The sequence below is a fragment of the Mycoplana sp. 10N416 genome (assembly GCF_056394765.1).
This window is the reverse complement of sequence record NZ_JBFTIM010000003.1, coordinates 259,799-277,575: the sequence shown is the minus strand read 5'-3', so window position 1 is coordinate 277,575 and position 17,777 is coordinate 259,799. Positions and strand designations below refer to the sequence as shown.

At 61.6% G+C, this 17,777-nt stretch carries 16 protein-coding genes; 7 read left to right on the top strand and 9 right to left on the bottom strand.

All coding sequences use genetic code 11. The features are described from left to right. Positions 1-41 precede the first annotated feature (41 nt). The 3 genes from AC1DDS_RS08380 to AC1DDS_RS08370 form a co-directional block, all read right to left on the bottom strand. The gene (locus AC1DDS_RS08380; protein WP_310417360.1) at positions 42-296 is read right to left on the bottom strand and encodes a YMGG-like glycine zipper-containing protein; all 255 of its coding nucleotides are present in this window, start codon (positions 294-296) and stop codon (positions 42-44) included. A 370-nt stretch (positions 297-666) separates the two neighbouring features. After that, positions 667-1,587 carry a DUF6328 family protein gene (locus tag AC1DDS_RS08375; protein ID WP_477478461.1) on the bottom strand — a complete coding sequence of 307 codons (921 nt, stop codon included), beginning with the start codon at positions 1,585-1,587 and terminating at the stop codon, positions 667-669. 45 nt (positions 1,588-1,632) lie between these two features. Then, on the bottom strand, positions 1,633-2,118 hold the full coding sequence (locus AC1DDS_RS08370; RefSeq protein ID WP_477478460.1) for an NUDIX hydrolase: 486 nt from the start codon (positions 2,116-2,118) through the stop codon (positions 1,633-1,635). Between the two features lie 308 nt (positions 2,119-2,426). Between AC1DDS_RS08370 and AC1DDS_RS08365 the strand changes: the two genes are divergently transcribed. The 6 genes from AC1DDS_RS08365 (at position 2,427) to AC1DDS_RS08340 (ending at position 6,844) form a co-directional block, all read left to right on the top strand. Next, a complete protein-coding gene (locus tag AC1DDS_RS08365; RefSeq protein WP_477478633.1) occupies positions 2,427-2,918 on the top strand; it encodes a YciE/YciF ferroxidase family protein in 492 nt (163 codons plus the stop codon). A 55-nt stretch (positions 2,919-2,973) separates the two neighbouring features. After that, positions 2,974-3,243, top strand: coding sequence for a hypothetical protein (locus AC1DDS_RS08360; protein WP_477478459.1), 270 nt, complete (start codon positions 2,974-2,976; stop codon positions 3,241-3,243). A 162-nt stretch (positions 3,244-3,405) separates the two neighbouring features. Beyond that, a complete protein-coding gene (locus tag AC1DDS_RS08355; protein ID WP_477478458.1) occupies positions 3,406-3,840 on the top strand; it encodes a hypothetical protein in 435 nt (144 codons plus the stop codon). Positions 3,841-4,294: 454 nt separating this feature from the next. Beyond that, the gene (locus AC1DDS_RS08350) at positions 4,295-5,182 is read left to right on the top strand and encodes a hypothetical protein (protein WP_477478457.1); all 888 of its coding nucleotides are present in this window, start codon (positions 4,295-4,297) and stop codon (positions 5,180-5,182) included. A gap of 44 nt (positions 5,183-5,226) precedes the next feature. Then, entirely contained in the window at positions 5,227-5,382 is a 156-nt protein-coding gene (locus AC1DDS_RS08345) for a hypothetical protein (RefSeq protein ID WP_477478456.1), read from the top strand. A 343-nt stretch (positions 5,383-5,725) separates the two neighbouring features. Then, on the top strand, positions 5,726-6,844 hold the full coding sequence (locus AC1DDS_RS08340; protein ID WP_477478455.1) for a YihY/virulence factor BrkB family protein: 1,119 nt from the start codon (positions 5,726-5,728) through the stop codon (positions 6,842-6,844). On the opposite strand, the gene AC1DDS_RS08335 is transcribed toward AC1DDS_RS08340, so the two are convergent. Beyond that, complete coding sequence (locus AC1DDS_RS08335) at positions 6,841-9,018, bottom strand: PAS domain S-box protein (RefSeq protein ID WP_477478454.1); 2,178 nt, start codon at positions 9,016-9,018, stop codon at positions 6,841-6,843. The two genes, AC1DDS_RS08340 and AC1DDS_RS08335, sit on opposite strands and share 4 nt — an antisense overlap. 157 nt (positions 9,019-9,175) lie before the next feature. Here AC1DDS_RS08335 and AC1DDS_RS08330 point away from each other — a divergent pair, with 157 nt between their 5' ends. Then, a complete protein-coding gene (locus AC1DDS_RS08330; RefSeq protein WP_477478453.1) occupies positions 9,176-9,523 on the top strand; it encodes a hypothetical protein in 348 nt (115 codons plus the stop codon). 96 nt (positions 9,524-9,619) lie between these two features. Here the strand turns inward: AC1DDS_RS08330 and AC1DDS_RS08325 are convergent, their stop codons facing one another. From AC1DDS_RS08325 to AC1DDS_RS08305, 5 genes are all read right to left on the bottom strand, one after another. Next, the gene (locus AC1DDS_RS08325; RefSeq protein ID WP_477478452.1) at positions 9,620-12,895 is read right to left on the bottom strand and encodes an EAL domain-containing protein; all 3,276 of its coding nucleotides are present in this window, start codon (positions 12,893-12,895) and stop codon (positions 9,620-9,622) included. A gap of 908 nt (positions 12,896-13,803) precedes the next feature. After that, positions 13,804-14,610: an ABC transporter permease gene (locus AC1DDS_RS08320; protein WP_477478451.1), complete on the bottom strand. Its 807-nt coding sequence runs from the start codon at positions 14,608-14,610 to the stop codon at positions 13,804-13,806. Position 14,611: 1 nt separating this feature from the next. Further along, entirely contained in the window at positions 14,612-15,445 is an 834-nt protein-coding gene (locus AC1DDS_RS08315) for an ABC transporter permease (protein ID WP_477478450.1), read from the bottom strand. 8 nt (positions 15,446-15,453) lie between these two features. After that, entirely contained in the window at positions 15,454-16,569 is a 1,116-nt protein-coding gene (locus AC1DDS_RS08310) for an ABC transporter substrate-binding protein (protein ID WP_477478449.1), read from the bottom strand. 72 nt (positions 16,570-16,641) lie between these two features. Continuing rightward, positions 16,642-17,733, bottom strand: coding sequence for an ABC transporter ATP-binding protein (locus AC1DDS_RS08305; protein ID WP_477478448.1), 1,092 nt, complete (start codon positions 17,731-17,733; stop codon positions 16,642-16,644). Between the last annotated feature and the right edge of the window lie 44 nt (positions 17,734-17,777).

Here is a 17,777-nt window from a genome sequence, read left to right as displayed (position 1 = left end):
TACAATTACCTATGGTCGCTCGAAAGAAAGCAGCGGCTGCCTCAGCAGGCAGCGATGTAGCGACGACCATATGCGTCCCGATAATAGCAGCGCCCGGACTGGCCAGCGACGCTGCCGATTGCAGCTCCGGACACCCCCCCTATCGCAGCCCCGACCGCCGCACCGCGCACGTCATTGGTGACCGCGCCGCCGATTACGGCTCCGCTGGCTGCGCCAATGCCGGCACCTTGCTCTGTTGCCGTGCACCCAGCTCCGGCGAGCCCCAAGAGTGCAATCGTCACAAGCAACTTAGTCATATGTCCATTCTCCTTGTCGCCACGCTACTGTGGGTAACAAACAGCGGTAGAAGATGTTCCATGGGGTATCGATTCAGTGGAACTTTCCGCCGTGCGCTCGGTTTTCTTGAGGGACAACAGAGCGCACCGCGATGGCGAGCATGTTTTCAATTCTCTTGGGTGCTGCACTGGTACTAGGCGGCGTTCTCTTCTTTTTTGGGAGGCGATCACGCGACGCCCCCTCAGCGAACCTCACGGATCCATCCAAGCCGAGACCAACGGGGACGCTTGAGCCGCGCGGAGAGAAGCTCAGATTTCTCGGCTTGACGAGGAACTGGGTCGGCCTGTGCATGGCCGCCGTCGGGGCGATATTGTTGTTGTCTACAGCCGTCTAAAGCGCGTTGTGATCTTTCCTGGACAGCGTGGATTGCATCCGCACCGACCATGGCCAGACATACCAGAGACCCATCAGAAGCACCGCTGTCCCTGCCGCGGTCACTGCCGCAAAGCGATAATCCCCTAACAGTTTGACCGTAACAACATGGATATCGGCAGCCAGGCCCAGGGCGAGGAATATCGTTGCGGCCAGCAGAAAGCGGCTGGCGATCACGTGAAAACGTGGAACGGCCGCTCCATCGTATACGATCCGATGGTAGGCGGCCGGCGCCATCAACAGCATGGTCGCGAGCGCGACCGATGCGAGTGCTGCCCCATGCACAGCCTGCTCCGGATAGGGCAGGTCGCCAAAAGCCGACGTCAGGACGATAGCGAACTGGAACCCCAGCAATGCTTGGGCACCGGGCAGGACGACCCGGGCTTCGGTCAGCACAAAGTCGATCTTGGCATTGACGGACGTTTTCTCCAACGGGGCCATGCGGTCCTCCTGCGCTTTCCGCCTCAACGCCAGCGGTCCGTACCATAGCAGCACCGCGATCAGGCCGCCGAAGAGACCAACGCTAATGCCGACATGCGTTCCAAGGCTGCGTTGAGCCGCGATTGTCAGATCGATCGTAAGAGCAATTGCGAATGGAGCGAGAATCACATCGGCCACTGCGGTGACGAACCGGTTCACGCCGACTGTCGCTTCCCCCTTGTCGACGATCCTGTGGCGGGCGGCCGGTGCGATCAGAAGCCCAATGACAATCACCATCAAGTAGAGCGCAATCGCCATGTTTATGCGCTGCATGCGGGTCAGACGCGAGAATGCATCTTGAAATGGCGCGTGGAGCTGGAACCCAAGCAAAATTTGCGCCCCAAGCATCAGCATGCGCACTTCATCAAAGGCGATCTTGGTTCTCTCGATCAGCGACATGTCCTCTTTCCCGTCGGACAGTCGACGGAAGAAACAGCGCGAATTTTATGGTCGCGCCGCGAGCGACGGATGTCCGCTGTCCGATCCGGCCTGGTGCAGAAGCGTCATGAGCTCAGGCTCATCCACCAGCAAGGCGGCATCATTTGGCTGGAGCCACTTCCTCAGCCGTTGATGCCGTTCTTTCCAACGCGAACGGGTCCGTTTCGCCTGCAACGGGTAGACGGTTACCCGAACCGGGATGAAGCAGCGGTCGATCCTTTTCCAGTAGAAATAGCTGCCAATAGATTTGCGCGCGATCTTGCCCTCGACACCTGCCTCTTCCATCGCCTCGATGCGTGCCGCCTTGTGGTCGCTCTTTCCTTTCATTCGCCATCCCTTGGGTAGTGTAAACCGCTTGGTCTCACGCGACGTAATCAGCATGACCTCGAGGCTGCCGTCTTTGTTGGTTCGGTACGGGAGCGCGCCTACCTGCTGCAAGATGGCACCGCTTTGAGCGGCACGCTCCCTTCTTCTGTTTTTGTCGTCGCTCATCTTCTGTCCTCCGGACCCTCGGCTGCGGGGATTAACTGGGGCTCAAAGGAATAGTTCCGTTGCCGGGACCCGCCCTTGCAAACGGCTGGAACAATTTCCGAAATTGTTCCAGCGCCGTTTCAGCACCCAGTTGGAGACTGTCTCTACGGACCAGTTTCTGGCGCACGGGTCGGCGGGGCACCTCTGACCCGGGAATCTTTCAGAACGGTTCGCGCTCCCAGGAACCTTGCTCCTGCGAGCACGTTAGCAGCCAGCGTTGAGTTTGCACTGCGATCCTCAACAACGAAAGAGGAGAAGGAAAAATGGCTATGCGGTCAAAAGACCTCCATGACCTGTTCCACGACACGCTCAAGGACATTTTCTACGCTGAGAAGCAGATTCTGAAGGCCTTGCCGAAGATGGCTCGCGCCGCCCAGTCCAACGAGCTAACGGCGGCATTTGAAAAGCATCTGGACGAGACCGAAATGCAGGTCGAGCGGCTACAGAAGGTGTTCGAGCTGCTGGACAAGCCCGCCCGCGGCAAGACCTGTGAAGCGATCATCGGCATCGTCGACGAAGGCAAGGAGATCATTGACAACTTCAAAGGATCGCCCGCGCTCGATGCCGGACTCGTTGCCAGCGCGCAGGCGGTCGAGCACTATGAAATCAGCCGGTACGGAACGTTGATCACCTGGGCAAAAACATTGGGTCAGAAGGAGATCGCGGATCTTCTGTCCGAGACGCTCGCCGAGGAAGAAGCCACCGACAAAAATCTCACGAAACTTGCGGAGGCCTCGGTCAATGCGAAGGCGGCGGCCTGACCGCGGTTTCTCCAGACGGTCGTCGAACGGCGACCGTCTGAGCGGGTGATAGACAATGACCAACATACGCACGCATGGTTTTGACAGTCCTGCTCAACTCCGCGAGCATTGGGCCGAGTTGGAGGACGAGGCATTCGATGCGATGAAGGCCGGCGAGGTTGAACGGCAGCTTTCCAAACTCCGCTGGGAAGTTGCCCAACTGCGCATCAGGCTTGCCGAACGGAGAAGCGCCGTCGCGTCGGCTGACCCAGGCGTTCCTTGGCTTTGGGTAACGGGCACGATCACCGCCGTCGTCGTTCTGAGCGCGCTGTTCAAGCGCCGCTAGGCCAACTTTTGCATCCCCGCTGCGTGGGGAAATAAGATCTTGTTCGGCCCATGGTTGCTATCTTTCGTTGGCGATCACGCCCATACTCCGCCATCGTTGGCAAATGGCTAGGGCGCCGACGGCAGGGAGTTGGCTTCTTCCGCCCCCGTATGGGAGGGAGTCATGGGCTCTAAAGTCCTGCAGAAGGCATTCATCCAAAACGACCAGAAACTCGAAGAGATCGAACGCATCGTCGCCGCGATCAGCCGGTACGGCTGGTTCGAAGACGAGGATCGCCACCGCACCTGGCTGCGCACTTATCTCCTAGGCCTTTATGGTCGGGGACTGGTGCTTCGAGACGAGCTGGCGCTCTGTGGACTGGCAGCCGCCAAACATCGGTTCCGTTACGACGACACCGGGCGGGAAAGAACGGCGGCGGGTGCTTATGGACCCGAGGATATCAAGCTGATGGGGGCGATCTTTGGTCTCGCCAACCGAAATCCAACAGTGCCGAAAGACAGCATTGAGGCGAGGACCTTGGCGCGCCGCGTCATGCGGCTGTACAAGGCCGGCTACCATGATCCCGAGAGCGTCCTCGAGTTGCTGAAGAGCCTCTAGGGAGCGGTTTTCAGACCCAGGCAGACGCCGGGTGGCCGCCCTGCGCTATACCCGCCTATTTCTGGATGTGCGCCACGGTCACCGACGCTGGGTCTCTCGGCATTGGTGCAGAACCGTGCGCGAGGCAGATCAGGAACAAGTTGGCGTACGACCCTCGGCCCCGGCCGCTTCTGACTTCTCAACGACGAGCGATGAACGCACCAGCACCGCCGGACTGGTCGGGCTTTGACTGACGTGTCTCCGCACGTTTGAGCGACGTTGCGGTGAATTCCGGCCCGTCGACTGGGAACAAAGCATTCACCGCCACAGTTATTGCGGTTCATCTTGGGCTCAAGACGACCAGAGAGTTCTGGCAGGAGGTATGAAATGGGCCGAGGTATCTTGCTGTGGCTGCTCGGTATTCCACTGCCGATCGTCATCCTGCTTCTTTTGTTCATGCGATAGGGGGAAGCAAATGGCGACCTTTGCGGCGAAAGACGATGTGACGCCTGTCGAATCGTCCAGTTCGGCGGTGAGCTGGGCAGCGGTATTTGGCGGAGCGGTTACGGCCGCTGCCGTGACCCTTATTTTGCTCCTGGTTGGTTCGGGCCTGGGCTTGACGATGGTTTCTCCCTGGAAGGCGGAGAGCGCATCGGCTGAAACGATCTCTACGACCGGAGCCATCTGGCTGGTCGTCGTGCAGTGGCTGTCCGCGGCCCTTGGAGGGTACCTGGCGGGACGCTTGCGGACAAAGTGGGTCGGGGTTCATACGGATGAGATCTATTTTCGCGACACAGCCCATGGTCTGCTGGCGTGGGCGGTGGCAACGCTTCTGGTTGCAGCGCTCCTCAGCTCTGCAGCTACATCCGTCGCACGCGGCGTGACCGGCGCGGCGGGCGCAGTTGCCGGGGCGGCGGGTGCCGCTGCGGTTGCAACGGGGGAAAATACAAACAACATCACTCAGTATTTCTCGGATGCGCTGCTGCGGCCCGCAAACCCGGCAAATCCGCCCCAGGGCCAGGTTCCATCTGGCGCTTTGGGAGAAGTCGCCCGGATTCTTTCAAATGCCGCCGTTGCCGGCGCCCTGCCGGCCGACGACAGAACCTACTTGGAGAGGCTGATTGCGGCGCGCACCGGCTCGAGCGAGGCAGAAGCAAAGGCGCGCATCGATGCGGTGCTGAAGCAGGCCGACGATGCAAAAGCCAAAGCGCAGAAAGTGGCGGATGACGCCCGCAAGGCAGCTGCCACAGTCGCGCTCCTCGGTGCGCTTTCGCTCATGGTCGGCGCCTTCATCGCCGCCGTCAGCGGAGCCCTCGGCGGTCGTCAACGAGACGACGATCCGGATGTCATGAAGAAATATTAAGCCGAGCGGCTTTTGGAATTGGCGGCGCCACGAACAGGGATGCCATGAAATTTTTGACCGTTCGCAATGGCAGGCAGGCGATCGTGGCGATCTTGATTGTCTCGGCCATGATCGTGGCAGCAGTGTACCTCGCCAGCCTCCCGGTCACCGGACCGGGCGGCTCGGTTGACCCAAAGGAGACGCTGGTCGGCCCTGACTAGTCCGCCTAGCGTGACCGATCCGGCTCAGTCTCGTCAAAATTTATGTCCCAGTCCCGTTCGGGCTCTTCCTCACCGGGGGGGTGTGCGATGTCCGGTCACGTCTTCCGATCCGGTAATCACGGTCGGCCTTGCGCTGGCGGCGCCGGTCCTTTCGCGGTCGGCCTGGGTTGATGGGCACCGCAAAAGTTCCTCGGCTGAGTGGAGCAGCGGGGTCCGGCCACGCTTGCAGACATGCGCAACCACCTGCCCGGCAGGATCGGCTGTAGGGCACTTTTTCGCTGTTGAAATGCATCATTTGCGAGCCTCGGACGTTTAGGGCCAACGACGGCAATCGGAGGAACCGATGTCTCAGCACCGAAACGGCGCGCGAAAGGCTCTGGTATTTAACGGCGCACGAAAAGCTCTGGTATTTGCGGCGTTGGCACTTGCGGCCGGCGCGCTGTTGCCGACAAAAAGCGGCAAGGGCGAGCGCCGCGCCTACCGTTCCGCCACGGGATCCACCCAGGGCGAAACACAGGGCGACGGCCACGGACGGCGCGCTCGGGCACCGAAGGAAATTCCACCGCCGGGTCTGCGCGATGTTTTTTGGCGGCTCGTCGGCGAAGTCGCTGATGATCGCGTTACGCTGATTGCCGCGGGCGTCACCTTCTATCTGCTGCTCGCCCTGTTTCCCGCTCTTGCAGCCCTCGTGTCTCTATATGGCCTGCTTGCCGACCCTGTCGCCATCCAGGATCATCTCCGGGAGATGGCGAGCGTTCTGCCGCAGGGAGCTTTCGAGATCGTCTCGAACCAACTTCAGTCCCTTGTGGAACGACGGGACACCACGCTCGGCATCGCGTTCTTCGTCGGATTAGGTGTGGCGCTCTGGAGTGCGCACAACGGCACTCTCGCAGTCTTCGACGCAATGAACGTGGCCTACGACGAGGACGAAAAACGTGGGCTGCTCCGGCTTAACCTCATCGCGCTCGTTTTCACGATCGGTGCCATGCTGGCTGCGGTCATAGTGATCGGCGCTATCGCTTTGATGCCGGCGATCGTGTCCCGCTTGTCCAGCTCCTTGCAGGAAACCCTGGCACTCGTTGTTCGCTGGCCATTGCTTCTGGCGATGATGTTCGCGGCGTCGACGGCGGTCTACCGTTTCGGGCCGAGCCGACAGCCAGCCAGATTCCGATGGATCACCTGGGGTGCGGCACTGTCGACCGTGGCCTGGTTCCTGATGACCTTGGCCTTCTCGTGGTATGTCAGCAACTTCGCCAACTACAATGCGACCTACGGCACTCTTGGTGGGCTTGTCGGATTTCTGGTCTGGACATGGCTCTCGGTAGCGATCCTGATCGTCGGGGCCGAATTAAACGCCGAACTCGAGCACCAGACCGCTCGCGACTCGACGACGGGTGCGCCATTGCCGATGGGCGCGCGGGGCGCGTCCATGGCCGACCACCTGGGAAAGACGGTGGACTAAGAATCTGGGATGGGCGGCGCTGGAATTGCGGCATCCGGCATCTTGCCGGCTTGGCCAAGGCTTGAGGCCGGAGCGCGAGCAAGGAGCGCCGTTGTCAATTCTGCTACCAGGCGCTTGGTGTCAAAGGGCTTGGAGACGAGCGGAAAATCTCGAAACCTCGCAGGCAAGCCCTCGCGCCCGTAACCGCTGACGAAAACAAACGGTATCCGCTTGGCCGCGAGCAGCTCCGCCACCTCATCCACCCGCGCACCGCCCAGATTGGCATCCAGCAGGACCGCATCAAATTCTTCCCCGGCAACCAGCTGAAGCGCGCGCTTCAAGTGGAAAGCCGTCGCGGCCACTTGAAAATTGTTGGTCCGCAATACCTCTTCCATCTCCATTGCAATCAATGGTTCATCCTCGACGATAAGAACCCGCGGCTGGCGATGGAAGGCAAGGTCGGTGGGCGTCAACTGATCTTGCGCGGGTGCATGTGCCGCGTCGGAAGCTGAAGACCGTTCCTCCGGTAACGGGAACTCGATTTCGCAGGAAAGGCCCTCGCCGGCATAGGATAGTTGTGCGCTGCCGCCATAGGGCAGAAGGCTTCGTTCGATGATGGTCGTGCCAAAGCCTGAGGTTTTCGGTGCTGCCACCTGAGATGCGCCGGATTCACACCATCGGAGCCGCAATACACGGGCGGCCATGTCCGAGACCGTCCAGCTGATGTCCAAGTGGCCGGTGCCCGTCGAAAGCGCCCCATACTTGCGAGCGTTCGTTGCAAGTTCGTGCAGGACCAATCCAAGCTGCACCGCAATGCGCGCTTCCAGTCTTACGTCCGGTCCTCGGTATGCAATCTGCGTTTCCCTTTCGCCAAGGGCGACCTGGTTTTTGACGAGTTCCTCAACGGTCGTGCCGGACATCTTCCGGTCGACAAGCAGATTGTGGGCTCGCCCAAGGGCGTCAATCCGCCCGACAAAACTTTCGACGAAGCGATCCGGACTGGGGGACTTCCGCAGCGACTGCCTTGCCAGAGACTGGATGATGGCCAGTGTGTTCTTTACGCGATGGTTCAACTCGTCGAAGAGCAGGCGCTGCAATCGTTCGTGTTGCTTCCGTTCGCCGATATCCCTCGCGATCTTTGACGCTCCTACGACCCGGCCCTTGCAATCATGGATCGGGGAAATCGTCAGCGACACATCGATCCGGGTGCCGTCCTTGGTGATGCGAACCGTGTCATAGTGGTCAATCCGCTCGCCGCGGCGCAGCTTCGCCAGGATATTGCCTTCCTCGTCCCGTAGCTCCGGCGGGATCAACCTCGTTATGGAGGTTCCAATCATTTCCTCAGGACGGTAGCCGAACATCCGCGTCGCACTGGCATTCCAGGACGTCACGATGCTGTCCAAGCCCTTGCTGATGATCGCATCATCCGACGTTTCCACGATCGCGGCGAGACGCGCGGAGGTCAGCGCGGCCCGATTTCGCTCGGTAATGTCGCGAGCCACTTTCGAGGCACCAACCAATCGTCCACGCTTGTCCCGCGTCGGCGAAACCGTGATCGACAATTCTACCAACCGACCGTCCTTTGCAATGCGGACTGTCTCGAAATGTCGAATGTGTTCTCCTCGTTTCAGGCGGAACAGGATCTCGTCTTCTTCGCTCTGAAGGTCGGCCGGTATGATTTTGCGGATCGACTGGCCGATCATTTCCTCGGCGTCGTAGCCCAGAATTCTGGTCGCGGCAGTGTTCCAGGAGGTGATGACGCCCTCCAAGGTCTTGCCAATGATCGCATCGTCTGAAGAAGAGACGATCGCAGCCAGCCTTGCGTCGGCGGCTTCGGCGCCGTTGGAGTCCGCCAGTTCAAGAAGGAGATTTACCGCACCAATGACTTTGCCGGTGTCATTCTTGACGATATTGGGGTGGGATTCGAACGCAACTTTGCTGCCATCAGGGCGTTGTGCGATCATTTCCTCATCCGCAACGACCTCTCCTTTGACAACCCTGGCCATTGGACAATCGTCGCGCTGCATCGGGCGACCGTCGCCATGAAAAAGCTTCCAGGAGCCGCACCATCGCTCGGTTCCCACGACAGGACGTCTGCCCCATAGAGCGGCGGCAGCTTCATTGAAAAAAGTGATCCGTCCCTCGGTGTCGGTACCGTACACCGGAACCGGGATGGCCATGAGGTGATTCAGCATTCCCCAACCTCGTTTCGTTGGTCAGCAATGCGGGATCCATCGAAAAGTTCCCGACGATGAAGCGGAAACCTCGCTTCGTTGCAGCAATAGCGGCCGCGCAATCGGTATGGGCCGGGGTCACGGAACACTGAGAAACCCTTCCGCGTTGCTGCCGCAAATGACAAACACGTCTGCCTCGCGGGTCGCAGCGCCGACCGCTCCAATCAAGTGGAAATGCGGCCTGGAAAACAAGCCGTGGGAAGCACTGGGCTTCTACGGCGTGATCTGCGCCGCGGTCCTCCTTGGCCTGGCAATCGAGTTTACGAACATCGACCCGATTTCGGCGCTTTTCTGGAGCGCGGTCATCAACGGGTGCGTCGCGGTTCCGATTATGGTGGCGATGATGTCCGTCGTTGGCAAACGGTCGGTAATGAAAGAATTCACAGCACCTCCGATGCTGAGAATCGGAGGGTGGATGGCGACGGTTGCGATGGCTGCCGCGGTCGCTGGCATGGCCCTGTTCTGACGGCAGACGCTGGCGCGATGGAAGCGAATGTCCTCGAAAACCAGCCCAAATCTCCCTATGCAGCAGTAAAACGCCGCCGCGGGCCTCACTCGCCCCTTAGCCGGCATGAGCAAAGGGTCTTGTGAGATTGGCGTCGAGGATGAGTGGGGCGGCAGCACGAATGCGGGCCGCTACATAATCGTCCAGTTCAGCGCCCTGCAGCGGCTTTCCAAACAGGTAGCCTTGGCCATAGTCGCACCCATGGGCGCGCAGATAGGCGCGCTGGCGCTCGTTCTCCACGCCTTCTCCTACGACCCGCAAGCCGAGACTATGGGCGAGGCCAATGATCGCCCTCGAGATCGCGGCGCTGTCCGGGCTCGTTTCGATGTCGCCGACGAAAGACCGGTCAATTTTAAGCCGATGCACCGGAAACCGTTTCAGGTGGATGAGCGAGGCATAGCCGGTGCCGAAATCGTCGAGCGCGATCCTGACGCCGAGCCGGACGAGGTGGTCGAGAGCCGGGGCGATCGTGTCGACGGAGCGATCGAGCAGGACATTTTCTGTGATCTCCAGTTCGAGGCTGGAAGGTGCGATCTGGAAACGCTCCAGCATCGCGGCAACCTGCCCGACGAAACCGTCGAGCTTTAGTTGTGCGGCTGCCACGTTGATCCCGATCGTGCCGTAGGCGAAACCCGCTTTCTCCATGGCTCTCACCGAGGCGAGCGCCGTTTCCAGCACGAAGGTGCCGAGCGGGACGATCGCGCCGGTCTCCTCCGCCACGGGGATGAATTCTTCCGGAGAAACCGGTCGGCCGTTGAGCGTCCACCGTGCCAACGCCTCGAAGCCGACATGCCGTCCATCGGTGAGCGAGACCTGCGGCTGCAACGCGATGGCCAGACGCCTGGTCGAAAGATCGCCCTGCAGCGCTGCGGCGAGCCGTTCGCGCCGCTCCAGTGCCGAGCGCATGGCCGTGTCGAAGATGCGCCAACCGCCGCGATTGTTGCCCTTCGCTTCGTAGAGCGCGATATCGGCGTTCTTCATCAGGTCGTTGGGCGTGATGGCCTGATCGGGAAACAGGCTGACTCCGAGGCTGCAATTGGGCACGACCCGATGCGAGCCGATGGCGAAGGGCTGCGCGACCTCCTTGCGCACCCGGCCCAATAGCCGCTCGAGCGACGCGCGGCCGGCGATCTTCGGCAGGATGATGGCGAATTCGTCGCCGCCGAGGCGCACGACGATGTCGTTGGTGCGCAGCGCCGCAATGAAGCGGTCGGCCAGTTCCCGGAGAAGGGCATCGCCGGCATCATGACCGAGCGTGTCGTTGATCGACTTGAAATTGTCCAGATCGGCGACGACCAGCGCGCCCATGTAGCCGCCGCGCAGGGCGCGGGCGCAGGCCCGCTGCAGGCCACCCGTGAGCACGGAGCGGTTGTAGAGCCCGGTGAGCGGATCGCGCTCGGCCTGCTGCTTGATGGTGAGTTCCGCCCGCTTGAGATCGGTGATGTCGGTGCGCACCCCTACCGTGTTGCCCGAGTTCGAACGCCGCTCGCGCACCTGCAGCCAGCGATCGTCGCGCAGGTGCTGGACGATTGGGCCGGTTGGCTTGCGGAATGCGGCGAGGCGGTCGGCAAGCCAACCGGCAGCACCCTCCTCGGAGTCGTCCGGAAGCGCGAACTGCCCGCGCTCAAGGGCGAGCTTCATCAGGTCCTCGAACCGCGCGCCCGTGTCGATATCCTGCGCGATGGTGTCATGCAGTTCTCGGTAGGCCCTATTCCAGAGGATCAGACGCTCCTTGCTGTCAAAGGCGGCGACGCCGTCGGGAATGGTTTCGATGATGTCGCGGAGCAGGGTCTCGACGCGTTCGCGGCGTTTGTTCTCGGCGCTCAGGCGCACTTCGGCCCGCTTGCGTTCGGTGATGTCGTAGCGGATGGAGACATAGCCGCCGGTGTGGCCGGCGTCGTCGAGATAGGGGACGATGGTGGTATCGACCCAGTAGAGCGTGCCATCCTTTGCGCAGTTTTGGATCTCGCCGCGCCAGCTCCTGCCACCAGCGATATCACGCCACATGGCGGTAAAGAATTCCTTCGGGTGATGGCCGGAATTGACGATGTTGTGGCGGCTGCCAATCAGTTCGTCGCGCCCATAGCGGCTGATGCGGCAGAAGGGTTCGTTGACATGGGTGATCCTGCCCTGGCGGTCGGTGATCGCCACGATCGCATGCTGGTCGAGCGCTGTCTTGTAGGCTTCGAGCACACCGGTCAGCGCCTGGATCGGCCGCGTGACCCGGGTGACAACGATGAAGAAGGCGAAGGCTCCAAGCGCGACGGTGATCGCCAGCGCGGTGGAGCTTACGACGAAACTATTGAGGCCGCTGGCCTCCACTTCCCTGGCATAGTTGCCGGTCGTCTCGCCAATGACGTGCGACAGAGCGAGCAGGCTGTCGATGGCACGGGTCGCCGCCGTCACCCATTCATCGCCCCGGAGCGCATAGGGGCGGCCCGCGGCGCTCGCTTTGTAAACGCTCTGGCGCAGTGCGCCGAAGGCGCCGAAGAACTCTGCCTTGGCGGTTTCGATAGCCGTAACCACTGCCGGATCGGCGAAGGAACGGCCCGCATAGGCCTCGATCGTAGCCCAGGACTGTTCGAGCCGGCCGCGATATTCGGCGAGCGTGGCGAGGTTTTGGTCGTTGAGCCGCTCCTGGCGGGCGATCATGGCGCCGATCATCGCCCGCTCACGGCCGGCATATTCGCTGACCACCCACATCGCCTGCCGGAGATCGAGCATGACCTGGGTGCGGGCGAGCCCAGTGGCCGGCACTTCCTGCGCGGCGATGCGCAGGTCCTGTGATGACATGATGAGTGCGGTGACCGCCGGCACCCAACGGCCAACCAGAACGCTATCGCGGGCCGACGCGGGAAGCGGCAGCTGCCGATCGATGGCGCGCCGAAGCGCGACCAGCGCGTCCCGGTTCTGGAGTACAGTGGCAAGCAACTCGTCTTTCCTGGCAAAATCGGGGCCGTCGCGCAGGCGTGCGAGTGCCGAGGCGAGCGCCACGTCGCCGCGCCGACGTACGGTGGTGATCCGCATAAGCGTGCCCGCGTCGGCAGGAGATGCGCCGGCCAGCGCGGTATTGGTCACGCCGCGTTCCGTCGCGAGCGACCCGGCGCTGGTCAGGAAGAGAGCACCAATCTCGGCATTGTGCTGCATGGCGCGCGCGCTGCGCATCGTATCCCACGCCGAAAGCAAGTTGGCCGAAGTGGCAAACAGCAGACCGACCACAAAGACCGCCATGATCGACAGAAGCAAGGTGCGGATCGCCAGCGAGGTTCTGCGGTCCTGCGCCGGCTCGGCGTCGTCTGCCTTGTAGATCGTGGATACACCGAGGGTATTCATTCGACTTCCTTCAGTGAGCGGGATCGTGGTGTGCGGTTCGGCGGGAGTATGTCAGTCAGGCTCCTCTGGGGGGCACTCTCCCGCGGAACCGAAAGGGCAAAACAACGGCGGACTTCATTCTCGCTCGTTGTTCGCGCAAGCTACAGGACCGTCGCAGCAGCGGTTCGTGGACGGGTCCTCATATATCGGCTCCCGACCCCTTCCTCGAACCCACGCCGGACCGTCCGGGTCTAATCGTGATCTTCTATGTACGGAACCGTATATATGCACCGTTAATCGGCAATTAACGCGAACAACCTCAAAGGAAAATGTGTAGCTTCGGTATTTTGGGGAGTATTGGTGTCTTGGAAATCTAATTTAGAACGGAGCTGGGCCGGTCAATGCCCCGATGCATCAGGCTGCGCGGAATGCCACGAGCGGATGAAAAAATGCAGTAATATCATCCACCTGCGAGTCGCCATGCGAACATGCGGATGCTGGAGACAGTGGCCCATGACACAACCGATGGGAACAACCCGCTTCTACGATGCTGACCTGAAGGGCTTGCCCTACACTGCTCGTCCGAGGTTCGTTGAGACGAGGAAGCTTGCAACTGGCAGTCGGGCGAGACATTTGATCGATGATCAGCCAACAACGGCAATTCCGGTACATCGCCCGCACTGGACATGATAGGCGCTGAATAGACTATTCTATGGCTTGGAGCGCCTGACCGGTCCTCACCGCAGTGAAGCGATCTCGTCGAGTGCCTGATCCTCGACTGCGAACCAATTTAACTGTGCTTTGCTACGATTTCATGATGTCCGTCGACATCGTCCAACCCGAACGACTTCAATCATCCGCCGTTGCGATCGAGAACCTCCGGCAGCGCCAACAAAACGTCGCCTGCCCGGGGGCCTCATGACCTGGGATCAGTCCTTGCTCTCTGCCTGGCGATAGGCAATGCGGGCCGTTATGGCCGTCACTGTGATCAGGGTCAGGATGACCGAGATCGCCGCAATCGCCGGGTCGATGTTGTCGCGCAGTCCCATCCACATCAGGCGCGGCAGCGTGATGGCATTGACGCTGGTGATGAACAGCGTGACGCCGATCTCCTCCCAAGAAAGCACGAAGGACAGGAGCCATGCCGTCGCTATCCCGAACTTGATGTTGGGGATGATGATCTTTGTCGCCCGCTCCCATGTGGACGCGCCGAGACCGCGCGCGGCGAGGTCGATGCGCCGGTCGACCTGGCTCAGCGACACGAGGATTAGCACCACGGCGAAGGGCACGGTTACGACGACGTGCGCAAGCACGACGCCCAGCCAACTGTCATAGCCGATGGCGCTGCCGATGCCCGACATCGACGTGAGCAGGAAATAGAGTGTGATCGCCGAAACAACCGGCGGCACGATCATCGGCAGGAGCACGAAACCGACCAGCAGCGCGGCGAAGCGCGGCCGGAACATCCAGATGCCGAGGCTGAAGGTCAGCGCGAACAGCGTCGCCAGCGTGCTGGAGACGATGCCGACGCGCAGGCTGAGCAGGATGCTGTCCAACCAGCGCGGGTCTTCGATCAGCGCACGGTAATGCCGGAGCGACAGCGCGCCCGTCGGCATGGACAGCATGCGCGACGGCGTCAGCGACACCGGCACCACCGCCAACAGCGGCATCAGCAGGAAGATCGCCACCAGAAGGGCAATGAACAACGTAACGGGACCCGGACGATAACCGCTCATGTCAGCCTGCCATCTGTGAGGGCCGCAGGTAGCGGAACAACGCCGCCGTCAGCAGGCCGACGATCACGACCAGGGTGATGCTGATGGCAGCACCGAGACCCCAGTCCGGACTTTGGAAAATGCGCAGGTAGACGAGTTCCGCCACCATGACGCTGCGGCCGCCGCCGAGGATGGCCGGCGTGACAAAGAAACCGAGGGCGAAGACGAAGACGATCAGCGCCGAACCGATGATGCCGGACATGGTCATGGGGACGAACACCGACCAGAAGATGCGCGTGCGGCTGGCACCCATGCCACGCGCGGCCAGCAGCACCCGCTCGTCCAGAGCGCGCATGGCCGATGCGATGGGGAATACCGCAAACGGAATCAGGAAATGCATCATGCCGACGACGACGCCGAATTCGTTGCGCACCAGCGCGAGCGGTTCGCTGAGAAAACCGATGGAGCGGAGCCACGTATTGATCAGCCCCTGGTTGGAGAGGAGCGCCACCCAGCCGAACGCGCGCGTCAGCACCGAAATCCAGAAGGGCACCAGGATACAATACTCGGCCACCAGCCGCTGGCCTGGCGTGCCGCGTACCCAGATGTAGGCGATGGCATAGGCGGCGGCCACCGCTGCGATCGTCACAAACGCGCAAATGCGAAAGGTGCGCACGAACACCGATTGCACCAGAGGATCGGTGAGCAGCGCCCGATACTGCCCGAGCCCCGGCTCGGGCAGGGTGAAGCTCCATTTCAGGACGCCGACAAACGGGATGCCGTAGGCGAGCCCGAGGAGAAGAAGCAGCGGCGCCAGAAAGAGCGCCGCGCCGATCGGGTTGGAGCGACCAAGCATCTGCCGGCTCAGGCGGAGATGATCTTGGTGAACTCATCGAGCGCCGGTCCGTAGTGCTCGGCGTACCATTCCATGTTGAGCGCGATCTGCTTGCTCATATTGGCGGGATCGACCGGGTTGAAACGCTTCTTGTCTTCGGGGACCAGAGCGTCGGTCGCCGGGTTGGCGGGGCCTTGGCCGAGGATATCGAACATGACGAGCTGCTTCTGCGGATCCTGCGCGCTGGCGATGAACTTCATCGCCGCGTCGCGGCCGCCGGGGTTGCCCTTGATGACGGCCATCGCGCCGGGCGACAGCAGGCCCTGGTCCCAGATGAACTTGATGCGGCCGCCCGAGTCCTGCTCGATCAGTGAGGCGCGGGTCGACCAGACGAGCGCCATCGAGGCTTCGCCATCCAGCAGCAGCGATTGGCTTTCCGAGCCGCCACCCCAATAAGCGACGACGTTCTCCTTGAAAGCCGCGATCTTGTCATGCGCGCGCTTGAGATCGAGCGGATAGAGCTCTTCCGGCGCCACGCCGTCGCCGAGAAGGGCGGCTTCCCACATGCCGCTGCCCCATTTGTAGAGCGAGCGCTTGCCGGGGAACGTTTTCACGTCGAAGAAGTCGGCCATGCTCTTCGGCGCCTGGTCACCATACTTCTCCGAATCGTAGGCGATGACGTAGGAGAAGAAGTAGCTCGACGCGGCGTAGTCCCAGCCGAAGCCCTGGCGCATCTTGTTCTTGTCGACGACCGCGTAGTCGATCTCTTCCACCATGCCCTGCTTGCCGAGCGTGAGCGCCGAGAACGGATCGGCATCGACGATATCCCAGCTCGGCGCACCGCTCTTGAACTGGGCGGTGATGGCGCCTTCCGTCGGACCGGAACCGTCCTGCTTCACCACGATGCCGGTTTCCTGCTGGAACGGCTGGCCATAGGCCTTGTCATAGGCGGTCACGGCATCGCCGCCCCAGTTCACGAACACGAGCTGCTTGGCGTCCGCTGAGGCGCCCGTGGCCCTGAACGCCATCGGCGCGCCGGCGATAAGCATTGCGGCGAGCTGGGCAAAGCGCCTGCGGGTGATCTGGCCGCGTTTCACCTTCTCTGCGAGGATTTCGAGGCAGTCTTTCTGAAAAGCTTCATTCATGGTCATTCCCCCCTTTGTTGTCTTCGATAATCTGCTGGGACGCGACTTGCAGCTTTATGCCTGTTCGCCCCTTCAACTCGTCGCCGGCAGCAGGAAGCCCGCATTGGCAGGCCATGTCAGCCAGACGCTCTTGCCTGCCTGCAGCGCGCGCTGCGCGGTTTCCGTCGGCACGCAAACACTCAGCTTGCAGCCACTGCGGGTCGCCAATTCCAGGCGCGTCGCCGCGCCGAGATAGGTGGAGGACGTCACGGCGACGGCGACCCCGTTTTCCTGCGGGGCCGGCTCGTGTGCGATCGACATGTGTTCGGGACGTACGGCCAGGATGGCATTGCCATCAACCGCGCTTTGGGCAAACCGCAATGCGATCTCACGGTCCTCGTGCAGCCCTCTGGCGCCCTCCCCGTCAGCGCGGATTTCGCGTAGCGGCAGCATGTTGATCTCGCCGAGAAACTCGGCAACGAAGCGGTTGCCCGGGCGCTCGTAGACATCCTGCGGCGTTCCCACTTGAAGGAGTTCGCCATGGTTGAAGATGGCCACGCGCGACGACAGGGCCAGCGCTTCGCTCTGATCGTGGGTGACGAAGACGAATGTCGTGCCGGTTTCCTCGTGCAGGCGCTTCATCTCGGTCTGCATCTGGCCGCGCAGGCTCTTGTCGAGTGCGGAAAAGGGCTCATCGAGCAACAGCACGCCCGGCTCGAAAGCGAGCGCGCGGGCCAGCGCGACGCGCTGCTGCTGGCCACCGGACAGTTTGGAGGGCAGCTTGTGCTCGTGGCCTTGCAGGCCCACGCGCTCGACCATTTCGGCGACGCGGCGCTTGATCTCCTGCTCGGACTTGCGCCGCACCCGCAGCGGAAAGGCGATATTGGCGGCCACGCTCATATGCGGGAACAGCGCATAGCCCTGAAAGACCATGCCCGATGAGCGTCGTTCAGCCGGCTGGTCGGTGATGTCGACGCCGTCGTTGAACAGCCGTCCCCGGCTGGCACGTTCGAACCCGGCCAGGATCATCAGGAATGTCGTCTTGCCGGAGCCGGAAGGACCGAGCAGGGTCAGGAACTCGCCCCGGCCGATATCCAGCGAAATGTCCTTCAGCGCGTGGAAAGCACCGAAGCTTTTTCCAATACCGACAGCCTTGAGTTCTGCTGCCTGTCCGGCTTGCTGCATAGGCTTCCCCTCACCTTTTTCAGAAGCCTAAGCCACGCAATCAG

Excerpts from the sequence above, each read along its gene's own strand:
- AC1DDS_RS08360 (WP_477478459.1), top strand. The coding sequence starts at position 2,974 with ATGACCAACATACGCACGCATGGTTTTGACAGTCCTGCTCAACTCCGC.
- AC1DDS_RS08305 (WP_477478448.1), bottom strand. The coding sequence starts at position 17,733 with ATGCAGCAAGCCGGACAGGCAGCAGAACTCAAGGCTGTCGGTATTGGA.
- AC1DDS_RS08330 (WP_477478453.1), top strand. The coding sequence starts at position 9,176 with ATGACAAACACGTCTGCCTCGCGGGTCGCAGCGCCGACCGCTCCAATC.
- AC1DDS_RS08370 (WP_477478460.1), bottom strand. The coding sequence starts at position 2,118 with ATGAGCGACGACAAAAACAGAAGAAGGGAGCGTGCCGCTCAAAGCGGT.
- AC1DDS_RS08350 (WP_477478457.1), top strand. The coding sequence starts at position 4,295 with ATGGCGACCTTTGCGGCGAAAGACGATGTGACGCCTGTCGAATCGTCC.
- AC1DDS_RS08365 (WP_477478633.1), top strand. The coding sequence starts at position 2,427 with ATGCGGTCAAAAGACCTCCATGACCTGTTCCACGACACGCTCAAGGAC.
- AC1DDS_RS08335 (WP_477478454.1), bottom strand. The coding sequence starts at position 9,018 with ATGCTGAATCACCTCATGGCCATCCCGGTTCCGGTGTACGGTACCGAC.
- AC1DDS_RS08380 (WP_310417360.1), bottom strand. The coding sequence starts at position 296 with ATGACTAAGTTGCTTGTGACGATTGCACTCTTGGGGCTCGCCGGAGCT.
- AC1DDS_RS08345 (WP_477478456.1), top strand. The coding sequence starts at position 5,227 with ATGAAATTTTTGACCGTTCGCAATGGCAGGCAGGCGATCGTGGCGATC.
- AC1DDS_RS08340 (WP_477478455.1), top strand. The coding sequence starts at position 5,726 with ATGTCTCAGCACCGAAACGGCGCGCGAAAGGCTCTGGTATTTAACGGC.
- AC1DDS_RS08375 (WP_477478461.1), bottom strand. The coding sequence starts at position 1,587 with ATGTCGCTGATCGAGAGAACCAAGATCGCCTTTGATGAAGTGCGCATG.
- AC1DDS_RS08320 (WP_477478451.1), bottom strand. The coding sequence starts at position 14,610 with ATGAGCGGTTATCGTCCGGGTCCCGTTACGTTGTTCATTGCCCTTCTG.
- AC1DDS_RS08310 (WP_477478449.1), bottom strand. The coding sequence starts at position 16,569 with ATGAATGAAGCTTTTCAGAAAGACTGCCTCGAAATCCTCGCAGAGAAG.
- AC1DDS_RS08355 (WP_477478458.1), top strand. The coding sequence starts at position 3,406 with ATGGGCTCTAAAGTCCTGCAGAAGGCATTCATCCAAAACGACCAGAAA.
- AC1DDS_RS08325 (WP_477478452.1), bottom strand. The coding sequence starts at position 12,895 with ATGAATACCCTCGGTGTATCCACGATCTACAAGGCAGACGACGCCGAG.
- AC1DDS_RS08315 (WP_477478450.1), bottom strand. The coding sequence starts at position 15,445 with ATGCTTGGTCGCTCCAACCCGATCGGCGCGGCGCTCTTTCTGGCGCCG.